The following is a 15,897-nucleotide window of genomic DNA, read 5'->3' as shown; positions in this document are numbered from 1 at the left end:
TCAAAACGGCTCGTTGCCCCGCCGGCGAAACCAGCCTGTCAGGGACAGGCGTTCGCAGTGGGCGGGCAGGACTTCGTGGGGCACTTCCCCCGACAGGAACACCACCAGGCAACCGCCGGTGGGGTCCACGTCGTATTCAACGCCGTCCTTGAGGTACATGCGCAACTGGCCGCCGTGCTCGGGCAGCCAGTCCTGGTTCAGGTAGACCACCGCCGAGACCATGCGCCGGTCATCATCGCGAAAACGGTCGAGGTGCTTGAGGTAGAACGCCCCCGGCGGGTACATGGCGAAGTGGCATTCGAACTCTTCCAGGCCGAGGAACAGCCCGCGGTTCATCGCCAGCCGCAGGTTGTCCATCAACGCCAGATAGCGGTCGCAGATCGCCGCCTGGCCGGGCTCCAGCCATTGGATATGGTCGCCACGGATCCCCTCGCGAATCTCCTGGGCCGGGCCGCGTCCGACAGCGGCCGGGGCCAATTCGCCTTCAATTGCGCGTTTATGGCACTCAGCCGCCAGTTCCAGGGTCAGAGCCTCTGGCAGGAAGATGTTCTGCTGCGACCAGCCCTTCACGGCCAGGTCGTCGACGATGCTTAGCAGCAGCGGGTCATCAGGGGATATTTGCATGGCGCGCATAGTATCCATACGCCTGGCAAACCGACAGCGCCGCCGAGCGCCTAAATACACTTTAGTCAGGCGATTGATAGGACTTCTCGACAAATCCTACGCCCGACACGGACAATAGTGGCCGACTGACAGGAGTCCCTATGCGTCGTTTGTTTTTATCCTTGCTGATGTTCTGCGTGTTGCCCGCCTGGGCAGACAGCCATGACCAGTTGTACGCGGTCGCCGGCTGGCCGGAACAACGCGCGCATTTTAATGACGCCTTGAGTGCCGCCCAGCAGCGCTACCGCAACAGCTTGCCGCCGGCGGTGTACCAGGCGCTGGTGGACAACAGCAATAAACGCTTCGCCCCCAAGGCCATGGATCAGCGCGCCGAAGCCCAGTTGCGCCAGAACCTGGCGGACCCAAAACCGGCGCTGGCGTTTTTCCAGTCGCCGCTGGGGCGCAAGATTGTCGCCGCCGAGTTGCTGGCGACCCGTCGCGACCAGTTGGCCAAGAACGCCCAGGGCTTGCCGCAAATCCAGGCCGACGCCACCCGCAGCCTGATCATCGGCCATCTGGCCCAGGCCCTGCCTGCCCGCGAAGCCGGGGCCGAAGTCAGCCTGGCGATTGCCGGCGTGGCCGCAGACAGCCTGAGCCAGATGATCCCCGGCCTGTTGGGCGGCGGTCAGGCGCAGAGCATGCTCAATGGCCAGCGCGAGCGGTTGATGCAGCAGATCGGCAATGACCTGAACAACACCTTGTTGTACGTCTATCGGGATTTGTCGGACCCGGAGCTGGAAGAATTCGCCACCTTTGCCGAGTCGCCGCAAGGCAAGGCTTACTACCAGGCAGCGCTGGCGGCGATCCGCGCCGGCCTGGCGGTCGGCCAAAGCACCTCCAGCCTGGCCCCCTGACGCCCCTCCCCCTGTAGGAGCGAGCTTGCTCGCGAAGAACTCAAGGACGCCGCGTCTAACCAGGCAGCACGCGTTATCGTTGACGTTCTTCGCGAGCAAGCTGAACTGGCCTAATACTCCCGGACACCTCTTAAGGGCGATATGATTCGCCCAATCAGGAGGTTCCATGCAAGAGCGAAAGACCTACACCCGCGAGTTCAAGCAACGTGCTGCAAGCATGGTTCTTGATGATAGCTGCTCAGTTTCTGACGTCTGTGCATCGATGGACGTTGGGCCTACGGCTCTGCGTCGCTGGATTGATCAGGTTCGCAAAGAACGCCAGAAAGGGCAGCCAGTGGCAGGTACTAAGGCAATCAGCGACGAACAGCGAGAGCTTCAACAGCTGCGAGCCAAGGTCAAGCGCCTGGAGACCGAGGCTGAAATATTAAAAAAAGCTACGGCTCTCTTGATGTCGGATCCCGATCGTTTTTCCTGATCGAAGAGCTGAGAGAGTCGGGCTCATATCCGACCCGCCTTCTTTGTAGTGCGTTGAGCGTTTCCCGCAGCGCGTTTTATGACTGGCTCAAGCGTCGCTCAGCGCCGAATACCAAGCGTGACGCGCTCAGAGCAAAAGTCGTGCAATTGCATGACGAAAGCCGGGGAAGTGCAGGCGCGCGGATGATCTCTCAGCACTTGAAGGCCCAGCAGATCAAGGTGGGACGGCATCTGGCCGGAAAACTCATGGCGGAGGCAAATCTGGCCAGCAGACAGCGCCGCCGCCATCAGTATCGCTCTAGAGGCGTCGAAGCATTTGTAGCCAAGAACCTGCTCGAGCGTAACTTCGAGCCAACCGCAATCAATCAGGTCTGGTGCGGCGACGTTACCAGCCTGATGGTTGGTAAACGCTGGTATCACTTGGCAGCGGTCATTGATCTGTTCGCCCGCCGAATCGTTGGCTGGGCGTTTTCTCTGATCAATGACGCCAACCTGGTTAGCAGGGCGCTGAGAATGGCGGTGGAGGTTCGAGGTAAACATGCAGGCTTGATGTTTCATTCGGATCAAGGCTGCCAATACACCAGCCAGCTCTTTCAGTCCGCGCTGCTGGAGCATGGGATAACGCAAAGCATGAGCCGCAGAGGGCAGTGCTGGGACAACGCGCCAACAGAGCGTTTCTTCGGGACACTCAAATCAGAGTGGGTGCCCAATAAGGGCTACACGACAGTTGAAGAAGCCAGGCAGGATATGACTAGCTTCTTCATGCGATACAACCGAATCAGGCTCCACAGCTACAACAACTACCTGTCGCCAATAGCCATGGAGCAAAAAGCGGCATAAACACCGTAATCGGTGTCCGGGATGACTTGACCAGTTCAAGCTCGCTCCTACAGGGGGGGAGGGTTATTTCAGGTGGTCGGTGAGGAACTTGAAGTATTCCTCGCGGATTTCAGGCAGCTCATTGGCCATGTGATGCCGCCCACGCGGCACCATCAGGATCTGCGGCTGATCAAACTTGCCACGCAGCACCTGCAAGTTGTGCTGCCAATCCACCGTCATATCTTCCTCGCCCTGCACGATCAGTGGTCGCCGCGTACTGCGCGGCGCGGCCTCGATGCGCTTGATCCAGCGCGCCAGCGCGCCCACCCAGGCGGTCGGTAGTTGCCGGGGCTGCAACGGATCGGCCTCGAGGAACGGACGGAACGCCGGGTCGTTGCTGTTATCGCTGAAGCGCCGGGCGATGCCTTTGACGAACGGCTTGAGCAGGTAATAGCTGAGCTGCGACCAACCCCAGGCACGCGGCCGCACCAGCGGCGACAACAGGAAGGCCTGGCCTTGCGCCGGGCTGCTGGAGCCATGGTTGAGCAGATGGTCCACCACAATCGCCCCGCCGGTGCTTTGCCCGAACAGGTGCCAGGGCTTGGGCAGTTGCAGCGCGTCGGCTTGGTCGAACAAGCCGTTCACCACGTGCTGGTACACCGCAAAATCATCGATGCTGGCACGTTCGCCACTGGACAGGCCATGGCCCGGCAAATCGCAGGCAATCACCACAAAACCCTGGTCCAGCCCCCACTCCACCACGCTGCGATACAGCCCCATGTGATCGTAGAAACCGTGGAACATAAACAGTGTGGCCACAGGTTGCGCCGGCCACCAGACCTGGCTGACCACCTCGAACCCATCCACCTCCATGCGCCCCAGGCGGCTGGCCACCGGGGTTTTGCGCGCGGCCAGGTCTAGCCCATAGAAGCGCTGGTAGACCCTGGCCTCGGCCGAAAGCGGCTGCGCGTCCACCAGGGGCCGCAGGCTTTCGCGCAGATGATCGGGGTCAAAGGTAACGGGCATAAGAACTTCCAGACTAGGGCTTCACAGCAGTGAACAGATGAATATTGAGTCGCGATATTCATCTGTCAGGGCAAGCATGGCAAGCTACGCCACCGTCGAGGATTGTTCTGAATGCCAAAGCCCTACCGCAACGCCCTGCTCGCCAGCCTGATCCTGCTGATCTGCGCCGTGGTGCTGTGGGTTGCGTATGACTGGTTCCAGGGCCGCTACCTGCGGGCATTCAGCGAACATACGGCGGTGTTTTCCGGCGACCTGCTGCGCCTGCCCGACGACCTCGCAGGCCCCGGCCCGATCCGCCTGGTGCACTTCTGGGACCCGGCTTGCCCGTGCAATGTCGGCAACCAGCAGCACCTGAGCGAACTGATCGAGCAATACGCGCCCCAGGGCGTGGAGTTCTACGCCCTGCAAAAAGCCGGCAGCCACGGCCAATTGCCCGCGACCCTTGGCGCGATGAAAATCATCACCGCCCTGCCCGGCGCCGACCAGGTGCCCGCCAGCCCGGCGGTGGGTATCTGGGATCGCAGCGGCAAGCTGGCGTATTTCGGCCCGTACAGCGAGGGCCTGACCTGTAATTCGAGCAACAGCTTTATCGAACCGATCCTGCAGGCGCTCAACGGCGGGCGGGCGGTGAACGCAACCCACACCCTGGCAGTGGGCTGCTATTGTTCCTGGCCGCAAGGTTCGTAGATTTTCAAGGTAGCCCCACTTCTAATAATAAGGATTGTTTATGAAGCGCGTTTTGTCGGGTCTTGTAGCCCTGCTGGTGTTGATCGCCCTCGGGGCTGGCTGGTACGTCTACAGCAAGCAACCGACCCGCCAGGGCACGGTGGAGCTGGCCAACCTGCAAGGCTCGGTCACGGTGCGCTATGACGACCGGGGCGTGCCGCATATCCGCGCGGAAAACGAGGCCGACCTGTATCGCGCCCTGGGTTACGTGCACGCCCAGGACCGCCTGTTCCAGATGGAAATCATGCGCCGCCTGGCGCGCGGTGAGCTGGCCGAGGTGCTCGGCGTCAAGTTGCTGGACACCGATAAACTGTTCCGCAGCCTGCGTATCCGCGAGCGCGCCACCACCTACGCGGCCCAGATGGACCGCCAGTCCCCGCACTGGAAGGCCCTGCAAGCCTATCTGGACGGGATCAACCAATATCAGGACAGCCACGCCAGCCCCATGGAGTTTGACGTGCTGGGCATCCCCAAGCGGCCGTTCACCGCCGAGGACACCATCAGCATCGCCGGCTACCTGGCCTACAGCTTTGCCGCAGCCTTTCGTACAGAGCCCTTGCTGACTTACGTGCGCGACCAACTGGGCAGCGATTACCTGAAGGTGTTCGACCTCGACTGGAAACCCAAGGGCGACCTCGGCCTGGCCGCCGCCGACTGGCAAGGCCTGAGCGCCATCGCCCGCCTCAGCGAGCAGGCCCTGGCCGACAATGGCCTGCCGCAGTTCGAAGGCAGCAACGCCTGGGCCATCAGCGGCAACCGCACCAAGAGCGGCAAGCCGTTGCTGGCGGGCGACCCGCATATCCGCTTTTCGGTGCCGTCTGTATGGTACGAGGCGCACCTGTCGGCGCCCGGCTTTGAACTCTACGGTTATCACAACGCCCTGGTGCCGGTGGCGTTCCTGGGCCATAACAAAGCGTTTGGCTGGAGCCTGACGATGTTCCAGAACGACGACCTCGACCTGATCGCCGAGCAGGTCAACCCGGACAACCCCAACCAGGTGCGCTACCACGACCAGTGGGTCGACATGACCAGCAGCGAGCAACAGATCGCGGTCAAGGGCCAGGCCCCGGTGACGCTGACCCTGCGCCAGTCGCCCCACGGCCCGATCATCAACGACGTGCTCGGCGCCAATGCCGGCACCACGCCGATTGCCATGTGGTGGGCGTTCCTCGATACCGAAAACCCGATCCTCGATGGTTTCTACCAACTCAACCGCGCCGACACCCTGGCCAAGGCCCGCCAGGCGGTGGCCAAGGTGCATGCACCGGGGCTCAATATCGTGTGGGCCAATGCCAAGGGCGATATTGGCTGGTGGGCCGCAGCGCAGTTGCCGATCCGCCAGGCCGGGGTCAACGCCGGGTTTATCCTCGATGGCAGCACAGCCCAGGCCGACAAGCTGGGCTTCTACCCGTTCAGCGCCAACCCCCAGGAAGAAAACCCGGCGCGCGGCTACGTGGTCTCGGCCAATGCCCAGCCGGTATCGCCTACTGGCATGCAGATCCCCGGCTATTACAACCTGGCGGACCGTGGCCAGCAGTTGAACGCGCAATTGAGCGACAACCAGATCAAATGGGACCTGGACAACAGCCAGGCCCTGCAACTGGGCACCACCACCGCCTACGGGCCACGCCTGCTGGCGCCGCTGTTGCCGGTGCTGCGCGAGGTGGTCAAGGACCCGGCCGAACTCAAGCTGCTGGAGCAACTGGCCGCATGGAAAGGTGACTACCCGGTGGAATCGATCCCGGCCACGCTGTTCAACCAACTGCTGTACGACCTGACTGACGCGGCCTTTCGCCCCAAACTGGGTGACGAGATGTTCAAGACCCTGATCACCACTCGTGTGATCGACGCCGCCTTGCCACGCCTGGCCGCTGCTGCCGATTCGCCGTGGTGGAACGGCCAGCGTGCCGCGACCGTCAAGCACGCCTGGGACAACAGCCTGGCGCACCTGAGAACCACCTTCGGTGACGACCCGGCGCAATGGCAGTGGGGCAAGGCCCATACCCTGACCCACGGCCATCCGCTGGGCATCAAGAAGCCACTGGACCAGATCGTCAATGTCGGGCCGTTCGCCTCACCGGGCAGCCACGAAGTGCCGAACAACCTGTCGGCAATCATCGGCCCTGCGCCATGGCCGGTGACGTACGGCCCGTCCACCCGACGCCTGGTGGACTTTGCCGACGCCGCTCACGCGCTGACCATCAACCCGGTGGGCCAAAGCGGTGTGCCGTTCGACAAGCACTATGCCGACCAGGCCGAGACCTATATCGAGGGCGGGTACGAGCAGGCGCATTTTGATGAAGAAGAGGTCCAGGCCAATACTCGCGGCACCCTCAAGTTGTTGCCGGCCCGCCCACAACAGCCCTGAAGAAACACCCTCAAAACGGTGGGAGCGGGCTTGCTCGCGATGGCTGAGTGTCAGTCGATACATTAGTTGACTGATACACCGCCATCGCGGGCAAGCCCGCTCCCACAGTTTTAATCTGCGTTGCGCATTCGACCGGGCGCTTGGCCATATGCCTCCTTGAATTTCTTGCTGAACGCCGCCTGGGACTGGTAACCCACCCGGGCCGCAATATCCGTCAGGCTCAGCCGTGACTGCTGCAGCAGATTGAACGCCAGCTCCATGCGCAACTGGGTCAGCAGCACCCACGGCGACACGCCGGCCACTTTGACAAATGCGCGCATGAACGTGGCCCGGGACATCGATGCAGCCCCCGCCAGGCTGTCGATGGTCCAGTCATGCCCGGGCTCGGCCAGCATCGCCTGCCAGGCGCGGCCCAGGCGTTTGTCGGTGAGCAAGGCAAAGGTGCCGGCCAGCGGCGCCTGTTGCGCCAACCAGGTGCGCACCAGCAAGGTGAACAGCGCCACCGACAGGGCATCAATAAACGACCGCGCGCCCAGCCGCTCACCGTCAGCCTCACTGCGCATCAGCGCAATCAGTGCCGCCAGTTGCCCATCGGCCGGCCATTGTCGGCTGGACACCACCAGGTACTCGGGCAAGGCCGCAAACAGCAACGACTGGCGGTTGTAGTGAAAGGCGCCACAGAGCATCTCAACCTCCGGCTGATCACCGCCCAAGCGATGCACCTTCAGTACCCCGCTGTCGATCACCGTGGGCAGCCTCGGCAGGGTCTGCGCGCCCTGGCTGCGCAGCAGATGGGTCGCACCACCGGGCATCAACAGGATATCGCCTTCTGCCAGCGTCACCTGCTGCCCACCCGAAAGCTCGGCGTGGCAGGTCCCCCGCACGACAATATGATACGGCGCCACCCCCAGCGATTCGGGCGCATGGTCCAGGGCCCAGTCGCCCTGGAACTGGCAGCGCACGTCAAGGCGGCCACGCAGGTTGGCCAATGTGATCAGCGTGTCGATAGCGTTCATTTGCGAATATCGGTCAAAAAGATGAGCGGATCGAACAATACCGCCAAATCCGAACGGCACACACTGGCTTCACACCCAACCCGTTCAGGAGTCAACGCAATGTTCAATAACTGGCCCGACTTGCTGCCCACCGTGAAGAACGCCTTTGGCGCACTGGGCAAGAGCAACCCGAAGATGGTCAAAGCCTACATGGCGCTGGGCGAGGCTGCCGAGGAAAACAACGTCCTGGATGCCAAGACCCGCGAACTGATCGCGATTGCCGTGGCCATCACCACCCGCTGCGACGGCTGCATCGGCGTACATGCCGACGCCGCGATCAAGGCCGGTGCCACCCGCGAAGAAATCGCCGCGACGCTTGCCACCGCGATCTCGCTGAATGCCGGCGCCGCCTACATCTACTCGCTGCGCGCACTGGAAGCCTACGACACACTCAAACCAGCGCCGCAAAGTTGAGCCGGAACTGCTGCGGCGTCACCCCCAGCCGGCGATTGAACACGCTGCGCAGGTGCTGGGCGTCGCGAAACCCGCATTGGTAGGCCACGGTCTTCAGCGGTGCGGTGCTGCTTTCGAGCATCACCCGCGCCGCATCCACCCGCGCGCGCTCGACAAACTCTGCCGGGGTGATCCGCGCTTCGCGGGCAAACACCCGCGAAAAGTTGCGCGCACTCATATTGGCCGCGCGGGCCAGGTCGGCGATGCCCAGGTCACCCGTCAGGTTCGCCAGCACGTACAACTGCACTTGCGCCACCGCCGAGGTGGCTTCGGCGTGGGGCGTGAGGAACGGGCTGAACTGCGATTGCCCGCCGCTGCGCTGGGTAAACACCACCAGGCGCTTGGCCACGCTCAAGGCCACTTCCGGGCCGTGGTCCTGGGCCAACAGGTACAGCGACAGGTCGATGCCCGCCGTGACCCCGGCCGAGGTGTAGAGGTTGGCGTCCTGCACGTAGAGGCGGTCGGCGTCGACCTGGGTCGAGGGGCACAGGCGCGCCAGATCAGCCGCATCGCTCCAGTGGGTGGTGACGGTTTTGCCATCCAGCAATCCGGCCCGGGCCAGCATGAAGGCGCCATTACAGATCGAACCGAAGCGCCGGGCCCTGGCGCTGGCGTCACGCAGCCATTGATGGAACGGCGCGCCGAAATCTTCGAAGGGCAACTGCGGGCCGCCGGCGACCAACAACAGGTCATAGGCTTGCAGCGCATTGCTGTAATGGATATGAGCCTGCAAGGACAGACCGTTGGAACAGGCGATCTGGCCCTGGACCTGGCCGATGACTTCGAGCCGGTAATGATCCGCAGGCGCCAGGAAGCGATTGGCCTCGCAGAACACATCCATGGGGCCGGTCACGTCCAGCGACTGGACGCCGGGGAAGATCAGGATCGCGACGGTCTTGTGCATGGGTAAACCTTCCTCTGGACTGTCGCAAAACCCTGTGGGAGCTGGCTTGTCGGATCGCCGCATCGCTGCGATGGCATCACCTGGGTATACCTGATGTACCGAGGCGATGCTATCGCAGGCAAGCCAGCTCCCACATTGGATCGTGTACAACCATGGCGCGATATGAAGGCACATTGGCCGGGATCGCGCCCCTGCGGCGGTGGTTGCCTGGCAGCTGGGCGACCAGACTGGACTGATCAGCGCCAACCGGCGCTTTCTTGAGGATCATGACCATGAGCACCACCATCGCCGGCATCAAAATCCCCGACAGTGCCCTGGCCAAGGCTACCACCGAATACATCCGCGACATTGAATCCGACCTGCTCTACCACCACTCCCGCCGGGTGTTCCTGTTTGGCGCCTTGAGCGGCGAGCGCCAGCAATTGGCCTACAACCCGGAGCTGCTGTACGTCGGCGCAATGTTCCATGACTTGGGCCTGGTGGCCGGCCACCGCAGCGATGATGAGCGTTTTGAAGTGGACGGCGCCAACGCTGCTGCCGCCTTTCTGAAGCCTTATGGCTTGAGCGACGACGATATCGAGCAGGTATGGCTGTCCATCGCCCTGCACACCACGCCGGGCGTGCCCAAGCACCTGCGCCCTACCGTCGCCCTGGTGACCGCTGGCGTGGAGATGGATGTGCTGGGCATGGACTACGCCGCGTTTACCCACGTGCAGCGCGAGGCGGTGGTGCATGCGCATCCACGGGGTGAAGGGTTCAAGGAGTGCATCATCTGCGCGTTTGCCGACGGGTTGCGTCATCGCCCGCAGACCACGTTTGGCAACGTGAAGACCGATGTGCTGGTGGATCAGGAGCCGGGGTTCAAGCCGATGAACTTTGTCGAGGTGATTCGCCAGTCGCCGTGGACGGCTTAATCAACTTGAAATGCAATTGAATATGGGAGCTGGCTTGCCTGCGATAGCGGTGGTTCAGTCACATCTTCTGTGACTGACACTCTGCTATCGCAGGCAAGCCAGCTCCCACATTTTGAGCCTGTTCCGGCCGTTAGACCGGTGCGGGCGCGCGCCGTACATCCGGCTGTTTCCAGCCATCCGCCGCAGCTTCTTCGATCGCTTGCTGGATCGCCTTCTTGCGCCGCTCTTCGGCACGGCGGCTGAAGAACCACACCAAAAAGGTCACCAGCGACACCGCCAACAGAATCAGGCTGGCCACGGCGTTGATCTCGGGCTTGACCCCAAGGCGCACCGCCGAGAACACTTCCATCGGCAAGGTGGTCGAACCCGGGCCCGACACGAAGCTGGCCAGTACCAGGTCATCCAGGGACAACGCGAACGACATCATGCCGCCCGCCGCCAGCGAGGGTGCGATCATCGGGATAGTGATCAGGAAGAACACCTTCCACGGCCGCGCACCCAGGTCCATGGCCGCCTCTTCGATCGACAGGTCCAGCTCACGCAAGCGTGCCGACACCACCACCGCCACATACGCCGCACAGAACGTGGTGTGGGCGATCCAGATGGTGACGATGCCACGCTCCTGGGGCCAGCCGATCATCTGCGCCATGGCCACGAACAGCAGCAACAGCGACAGACCGGTGATCACTTCCGGCATCACCAGCGGCGCGGTCACCAGGCCGCCAAACAGCGTGCGGCCCTTGAACTGGCTGATACGGGTTAGCACGAACGCTGCCAACGTACCCAGCGCCACTGCGGCCACCGCCGTGTAGCAGGCGATTTCCAGGGAGCGCGCCACCGAGCCCATCAACTGGGTGTTGTCCAACAGGCCCACGTACCACTTGATCGACCAGCCGCCCCACACCGTCACCAGTTTCGATTCGTTGAACGAATAGATCACCAGGATCAGCATCGGCAGGTAGATGAACAGCAGCCCTACGACCAGCATGAAGCTGGAGAAACTGAAGCGCTTCATACCTTGCCCTCCATCTCTTTGGCTTGGCTGCGGTTAAACAGAATGATCGGCACGATCAGGATCGCCAGCATCACCACCGCCAGCGCAGAGGCCACCGGCCAGTCGCGGTTGTTGAAGAATTCTTGCCACAACACTTTACCGATCATCAGGGTTTCCGGGCCGCCCAGCAGTTCCGGGATCACGAACTCGCCCACCACCGGGATGAATACCAGCATGCAGCCGGCAATGATGCCGTTCTTGGACAGCGGCACGGTGATTTTCCAGAAGCTGTTGAAGGTGCTCGAACCCAGGTCCGACGCGGCTTCCAGCAGGCTCTGGTCATGTTTGACCAGGTTGGCATACAGCGGCAGGATCATGAACGGCAGGTACGAATAGACCACGCCGATATACACCGCGATATTGGTGTTGAGGATCTGCAACGGTTCGTTGATCAGGCCCATGGACATCAGGAAGCCATTGAGCAAGCCGTTGTTGCTAAGGATGCCCATCCACGCATACACGCGGATCAGGATCGCGGTCCAGGTCGGCATCATGATCAGCAGCACCAGCACGGTCTGCATCTCTTTGCGCGCACTGGCGATGGCGTAGGCCATCGGGTAGCCGATCAGCAGGCACAAGGCCGTGCTGAAAAACGCCATCTTCAGCGAGCCGAGGTAGGCGGCGATGTACAGTTCGTCGCCGGCCAGCAGGCTGTAGTTGGCCAGGTTGAGCACCACCTCCAGCTTCTGCTCGATGTAGGTGTAGATCTCGGTGTAGGGCGGGATCGCCACGTCGGCTTCGGCAAAGCTGATCTTCAGGACGATGAAGAACGGCAGCATGAAGAACAGGAACAGCCACAGGAATGGAATCCCGATGACCACCTGCTTGCCGCTGGGAATTATTCGGTGTAATCGCCGTTTGAATTTCTTCATGTTCATGAGCGAAGTACCACGCCGCTGTCGTCTTCCCACCATACGTAGACCTGGTCACCCCAGGTCGGCCGCGCGCCACGGCGTTCGGCGTTGGCGACGAAGGACTGCACCAGCTTGCCGCTCGGCAGCTCGACGTAGAACACCGAGTGGCCGCCCAGGTAGGCAATGTCATGCACCTTGCCGCTGGACCAGTTGTGCTCGCAGGTCGGCATTTCGGTGGTGACCAGCAGCTTTTCCGGGCGGATGGCGTAGGTCACCGACTTGTCTTCCACCGACGTGGCGATGCCATAACCCACGTAGATATCGCGGTCCAGGTCGGCGCACTTGAGCACCGCGTGGCCTTCGGCGTCATCCACCACCACGGTGTCGAAGATGTTGACGTTGCCGATGAACTCGCACACCAGGCGGCTGGTGGGGGTTTCGTAGATATCGATCGGGCTGCCGATCTGCGCGATCCAGCCCAGGTGCATGATCGCGATGCGCTCGGCCATGGTCATGGCCTCTTCCTGGTCGTGGGTCACCATCACGCAGGTCACGCCGACGCGCTCGATGATTTCGACGAGTTCAAGCTGCATCTGCGAGCGCAGCTTCTTGTCCAGCGCGCCCATTGGCTCATCGAGCAGCAGCAGTTTCGGGCGCTTGGCCAGGGACCGGGCCAGGGCCACCCGCTGACGCTGGCCGCCAGACAACTGGTGCGGCTTGCGCTTGGCGTACTGGCTCATCTGTACCAGCTTGAGCATCTCGGCCACGCGGGCCTCGACTTCGGCCTTGGGGATCTTGTCCTGTTGCAGGCCGAAGGCGATGTTCTGCGCCACGGTCATGTGTGGGAACAAGGCGTAGGACTGGAACATCATGTTGATCGGCCGCTCGTAGGGCGGCATGTCGGTGATATCCACACCGTCGAGGAAAATCCGCCCTTCGGTCGGTCGCTCGAAACCTGCGAGCATGCGCAGCAAGGTGGACTTGCCCGAACCAGAACCGCCGAGCAAGGCGAAGATCTCGCCTTTCTTGATTTCCAGGGACACATCGTCCACGGCAATCGTCTCGTCGAACTTCTTCGTGACCCGGTCGATTTTGACCAACACCTTTTTCGGTGTCTGGTCGCCCTCGAGGGCTTTCTTATAGGCGCCGGAGGCAACTGCCATTTACGAAACTCCCAGAAAAAAAGAGTGCAGAACGTCCAATACGGACGAACCTTAGATAGTGTGAGCCTTACTTGCCCGTCTTGACCTTGGTCCAACTACGGGTCATCAAGCGTTGCACTTTCGGGGGTAGCTCGAAGTTGACAAACGTCCGGTCGAGAACCGCCTGCGGTGGATAAACCGCTTCGTCGGTGCGTATCGATTGCTCCATCAGCGTGTCCGCCCCTGGGTTAGGGTTGGCGTAGCCGACGTAATCACTGACCTGAGCGATCACTTCAGGTTGCAGTAAATAGTTGATGAAGGCGTGGGCCTCCTTGACGTTGGTCGCGTCCTTGGGGATCGCCAGCACGTCAAACCACAGGTTGCCGCCTTCTTTCGGAATCGCGTAGGCGATGTTCACGCCCTTGCCTGCCTCGGCCGCCCGGGCCTTGGCCTGGAACACATCGCCGGAGAAGCCGGCAGCCACGCAGATATTGCCGTTGGCCAGGTCCGAGATGTATTTGGATGAGTGGAAGTAGGTCACGTAGGGACGTACTTTCAGGAGTTTTTCCTCGGCCTTTTTATAGTCGGCCGGGTTGGTGCTATTAGGGTCCAGGCCCATGTAGTTGAGCACCGCCGGTAGCATTTCATCGGCCGAGTCCATGAAGGACACGCCGCAACTGGCCAGCTTCTTCATGTTTTCCGGCTCGAACAGCACGGCCCAGGAGTCGATCTTGTCGACACCCAGCACTTCCTTCACTTTGTCGACGTTGTAGCCAATGCCGTTGGTGCCCCACAGGTAAGGCACCGCGTATTGGTTACCCGGGTCGTTCTTTTCCAGGCGCTTGAGCAGCGCCGGGTCGAGGTTGGCGTAGTTGCTCAACTGCGCCTTGTCGATTTTCTGGAACGCGCCCGCCTTGATCTGCTTGCCCAGGAAGTGGTTGGACGGCACCACCACGTCATAGCCGGTGCGCCCGGCCAGCAATTTGCCTTCCAGGGTTTCGTTGGAATCGAACACGTCATAGACCGGCTTGATGCCGGTGGCCTTTTCAAAGTTGGCCAGGGTGTCGGGGCCGATGTAGTCCGACCAGTTATAAACATGCACAGTCGAAGCCGCCTGCACGCTGACTGCCAACGTGAGACCCGCCCCTACCAGCAAGGCTTTGCGAAATAAAGAAATTGGCAAGTGGAGGTCCTCTTAAATAGTTGGGCCCAAAGTTGTTGCCCGACAACAAAACCGGCGCGCAACTTACCCTCGATAAACCGATCCGGCAAAACTTTCTGTCATTTAATTTGTGAGAGCGGGCTTGTGTGGGAGCGGGCTTGCTCGCGAAGGCGGCGTGTCAGCCTGCATATGTCTCTACTGACACGCCGCCTTCGCGATCAAGCCCGCTCCCACCCAAACCCCCTCCCACACTTATCAAGGCTTATTTACCCGACTTGATCTTGGTCCAGCTGCGCGTCAGCAGGCGCTGGGTAGCGGCCGGCAGATCGCTGATTGCATACAGCTTGGCTTTCACTGCATCCGAGGGATAGATGCTCGGGTCACCCGAGATATCCTTGTTCACCAGCGGCGTAGCGGCCTTGTTACCGTTCGGGAAACGTACGCTGTTGGTGATGGCAGCCATGACTTCAGGCTTGAGCAGGTAGTTCATGAACTGGTAGGCGGCGTCCAGGTTCTCGGCATCTTTAGGGATGGCGACCATGTCGTAGAAACTGCCTGCACCTTCTTTCGGAATGGCGTAGGAAACCTTGACCTTGCCACCGGCTTCAGCCGCGCGGGACTTGGATTGTTCCAGGTCGCCCGAGTAACCCACGGCCACGCAGATGTTGCCGTTGGCCAGGTCCGAGATGTACTTGGAGGAATGGAAGTAGCCTATCGAAGGACGGATCTTGAGGAACAGTGCCTCAGCTTCAGCCAGTTGCTTCTTGTCCTGGCTGTCGGTCGGGTAACCCAGGTAGTGCAGGGCCACCGGGATCATTTCGGTTGGCGAATCGAGGAAGCTCACGCCACAGCTTTTGAGTTTTTCGATGTTCTCGGGCTTGAACAGCACATCCCACGAGTCGATCTTGTCCACGCCCAGCGCAGCCTTGACCTTGTCGGGGTTGTAGCCGATGCCGATGGTGCCCCACATGTACGGGAATGCGTGCAGGTTGCCTTTGTCGCTGGCGTCACCGACGGCCTTGAGCAGGTCGGTATCGAGGTTCTTCCAGTTAGGCAGCTTGGACTTGTCCAGCTCCTGGTACACACCGGCCTTGATCTGCTTGGCCAGGAAGTTGTTCGACGGCACAACCACGTCGTAGCCGGACTTGCCCGCCAGCAGCTTGGCCTCGAGGGTTTCGTTGCTGTCGAAAACGTCGTACACCACTTTGATGCCAGACTCTTTCTCGAAGTTGGCGATGGTGTCCGGTGCAATATAGTCGGACCAGTTGTAGACATGCAGTACTTTACTGTCTGCCTGGGCCGCGCCCGCCATCACGCCCATCAGGGACAAGGCCAGGAGGGTCTTGCCAGCGTTCTTCAAACCTAATGCCTTCATTCGGTCATGCTCCAATTTTTCTTTTTTGGGCCACATTTTTCTACGTTTCATGGC

Annotated in this window: 16 protein-coding genes; 7 read left to right on the top strand and 9 right to left on the bottom strand. The window is 61.2% G+C overall.

The genetic code is table 11. From position 1 onward, the window contains the following. Nucleotides 1-633 (bottom strand): 2OG-Fe(II) oxygenase, encoded by a 633-nt coding sequence (locus tag HBO12_RS10890; protein ID WP_170042130.1) that lies wholly within the window; start codon nucleotides 631-633, stop codon nucleotides 1-3. 131 nt (nucleotides 634-764) lie between these two features. Here HBO12_RS10890 and HBO12_RS10885 point away from each other — a divergent pair, with 131 nt between their 5' ends. The 3 genes from HBO12_RS10885 to HBO12_RS10880 all read left to right on the top strand — a co-directional run bounded on the left by HBO12_RS10885 (nucleotide 765) and on the right by HBO12_RS10880 (nucleotide 2,831). Then, a complete protein-coding gene (locus HBO12_RS10885) occupies nucleotides 765-1,517 on the top strand; it encodes a DUF2059 domain-containing protein (protein ID WP_169954976.1) in 753 nt (250 codons plus the stop codon). Nucleotides 1,518-1,683: 166 nt separating this feature from the next. Then, a complete protein-coding gene (locus HBO12_RS28365; RefSeq protein WP_262376964.1) occupies nucleotides 1,684-1,992 on the top strand; it encodes a transposase in 309 nt (102 codons plus the stop codon). Beyond that, nucleotides 1,941-2,831 carry an IS3 family transposase gene (locus HBO12_RS10880; protein WP_346343182.1) on the top strand — a complete coding sequence of 297 codons (891 nt, stop codon included), beginning with the start codon at nucleotides 1,941-1,943 and terminating at the stop codon, nucleotides 2,829-2,831. Before HBO12_RS28365 ends, HBO12_RS10880 begins: the two co-directional genes overlap by 52 nt. A gap of 63 nt (nucleotides 2,832-2,894) precedes the next feature. On the opposite strand, the gene bipL is transcribed toward HBO12_RS10880, so the two are convergent. Then, nucleotides 2,895-3,836 carry a phospholipase BipL gene (gene bipL, locus HBO12_RS10875; protein ID WP_170042129.1) on the bottom strand — a complete coding sequence of 314 codons (942 nt, stop codon included), beginning with the start codon at nucleotides 3,834-3,836 and terminating at the stop codon, nucleotides 2,895-2,897. A 111-nt stretch (nucleotides 3,837-3,947) separates the two neighbouring features. Here bipL and HBO12_RS10870 point away from each other — a divergent pair, with 111 nt between their 5' ends. After that, nucleotides 3,948-4,523: a DUF6436 domain-containing protein gene (locus HBO12_RS10870; RefSeq protein ID WP_170042128.1), complete on the top strand. Its 576-nt coding sequence runs from the start codon at nucleotides 3,948-3,950 to the stop codon at nucleotides 4,521-4,523. 40 nt (nucleotides 4,524-4,563) lie between these two features. Next, nucleotides 4,564-6,930, top strand: a complete 2,367-nt coding sequence (locus tag HBO12_RS10865) for a penicillin acylase family protein (protein ID WP_170042127.1) — start codon at nucleotides 4,564-4,566, stop codon at nucleotides 6,928-6,930. A 110-nt stretch (nucleotides 6,931-7,040) separates the two neighbouring features. On the opposite strand, the gene HBO12_RS10860 is transcribed toward HBO12_RS10865, so the two are convergent. Further along, on the bottom strand, nucleotides 7,041-7,946 hold the full coding sequence (locus tag HBO12_RS10860; protein ID WP_170042126.1) for an AraC family transcriptional regulator: 906 nt from the start codon (nucleotides 7,944-7,946) through the stop codon (nucleotides 7,041-7,043). 99 nt (nucleotides 7,947-8,045) lie between these two features. Between HBO12_RS10860 and HBO12_RS10855 the strand changes: the two genes are divergently transcribed. Further along, nucleotides 8,046-8,399 (top strand): carboxymuconolactone decarboxylase family protein, encoded by a 354-nt coding sequence (locus HBO12_RS10855; RefSeq protein WP_076963657.1) that lies wholly within the window; start codon nucleotides 8,046-8,048, stop codon nucleotides 8,397-8,399. On the opposite strand, the gene HBO12_RS10850 is transcribed toward HBO12_RS10855, so the two are convergent. Beyond that, nucleotides 8,377-9,342 (bottom strand): GlxA family transcriptional regulator, encoded by a 966-nt coding sequence (locus HBO12_RS10850; RefSeq protein WP_170042125.1) that lies wholly within the window; start codon nucleotides 9,340-9,342, stop codon nucleotides 8,377-8,379. The two genes, HBO12_RS10855 and HBO12_RS10850, sit on opposite strands and share 23 nt — an antisense overlap. 272 nt (nucleotides 9,343-9,614) lie before the next feature. Between HBO12_RS10850 and HBO12_RS10845 the strand changes: the two genes are divergently transcribed. Beyond that, entirely contained in the window at nucleotides 9,615-10,256 is a 642-nt protein-coding gene (locus HBO12_RS10845) for an HD domain-containing protein (RefSeq protein WP_169954982.1), read from the top strand. A 130-nt stretch (nucleotides 10,257-10,386) separates the two neighbouring features. Here HBO12_RS10845 and HBO12_RS10840 read toward each other — a convergent pair whose 3' ends face one another. The 5 genes from HBO12_RS10840 to HBO12_RS10820 all read right to left on the bottom strand — a co-directional run bounded on the left by HBO12_RS10840 (nucleotide 10,387) and on the right by HBO12_RS10820 (nucleotide 15,828). Beyond that, the gene (locus tag HBO12_RS10840) at nucleotides 10,387-11,271 is read right to left on the bottom strand and encodes an ABC transporter permease subunit (RefSeq protein WP_057440425.1); all 885 of its coding nucleotides are present in this window, start codon (nucleotides 11,269-11,271) and stop codon (nucleotides 10,387-10,389) included. Next, complete coding sequence (locus HBO12_RS10835; protein WP_029289447.1) at nucleotides 11,268-12,188, bottom strand: ABC transporter permease subunit; 921 nt, start codon at nucleotides 12,186-12,188, stop codon at nucleotides 11,268-11,270. The genes HBO12_RS10840 and HBO12_RS10835 overlap by 4 nt, the downstream gene beginning before the upstream one ends. After that, nucleotides 12,185-13,327: an ABC transporter ATP-binding protein gene (locus HBO12_RS10830; protein ID WP_029289449.1), complete on the bottom strand. Its 1,143-nt coding sequence runs from the start codon at nucleotides 13,325-13,327 to the stop codon at nucleotides 12,185-12,187. The genes HBO12_RS10835 and HBO12_RS10830 overlap by 4 nt, the downstream gene beginning before the upstream one ends. A gap of 67 nt (nucleotides 13,328-13,394) precedes the next feature. Next, nucleotides 13,395-14,489 carry a polyamine ABC transporter substrate-binding protein gene (locus tag HBO12_RS10825; protein ID WP_170042124.1) on the bottom strand — a complete coding sequence of 365 codons (1,095 nt, stop codon included), beginning with the start codon at nucleotides 14,487-14,489 and terminating at the stop codon, nucleotides 13,395-13,397. Between the two features lie 241 nt (nucleotides 14,490-14,730). Beyond that, nucleotides 14,731-15,828, bottom strand: coding sequence for a polyamine ABC transporter substrate-binding protein (locus HBO12_RS10820; protein ID WP_038448089.1), 1,098 nt, complete (start codon nucleotides 15,826-15,828; stop codon nucleotides 14,731-14,733). Between the last annotated feature and the right edge of the window lie 69 nt (nucleotides 15,829-15,897).

The organism is Pseudomonas sp. WS 5059 (assembly GCF_012985525.1).
Taxonomy (GTDB): domain Bacteria; phylum Pseudomonadota; class Gammaproteobacteria; order Pseudomonadales; family Pseudomonadaceae; genus Aquipseudomonas.
The sequence above is the reverse complement of the archived record's forward strand: the minus strand, read 5'-3'. Positions and strand labels throughout refer to the sequence as shown.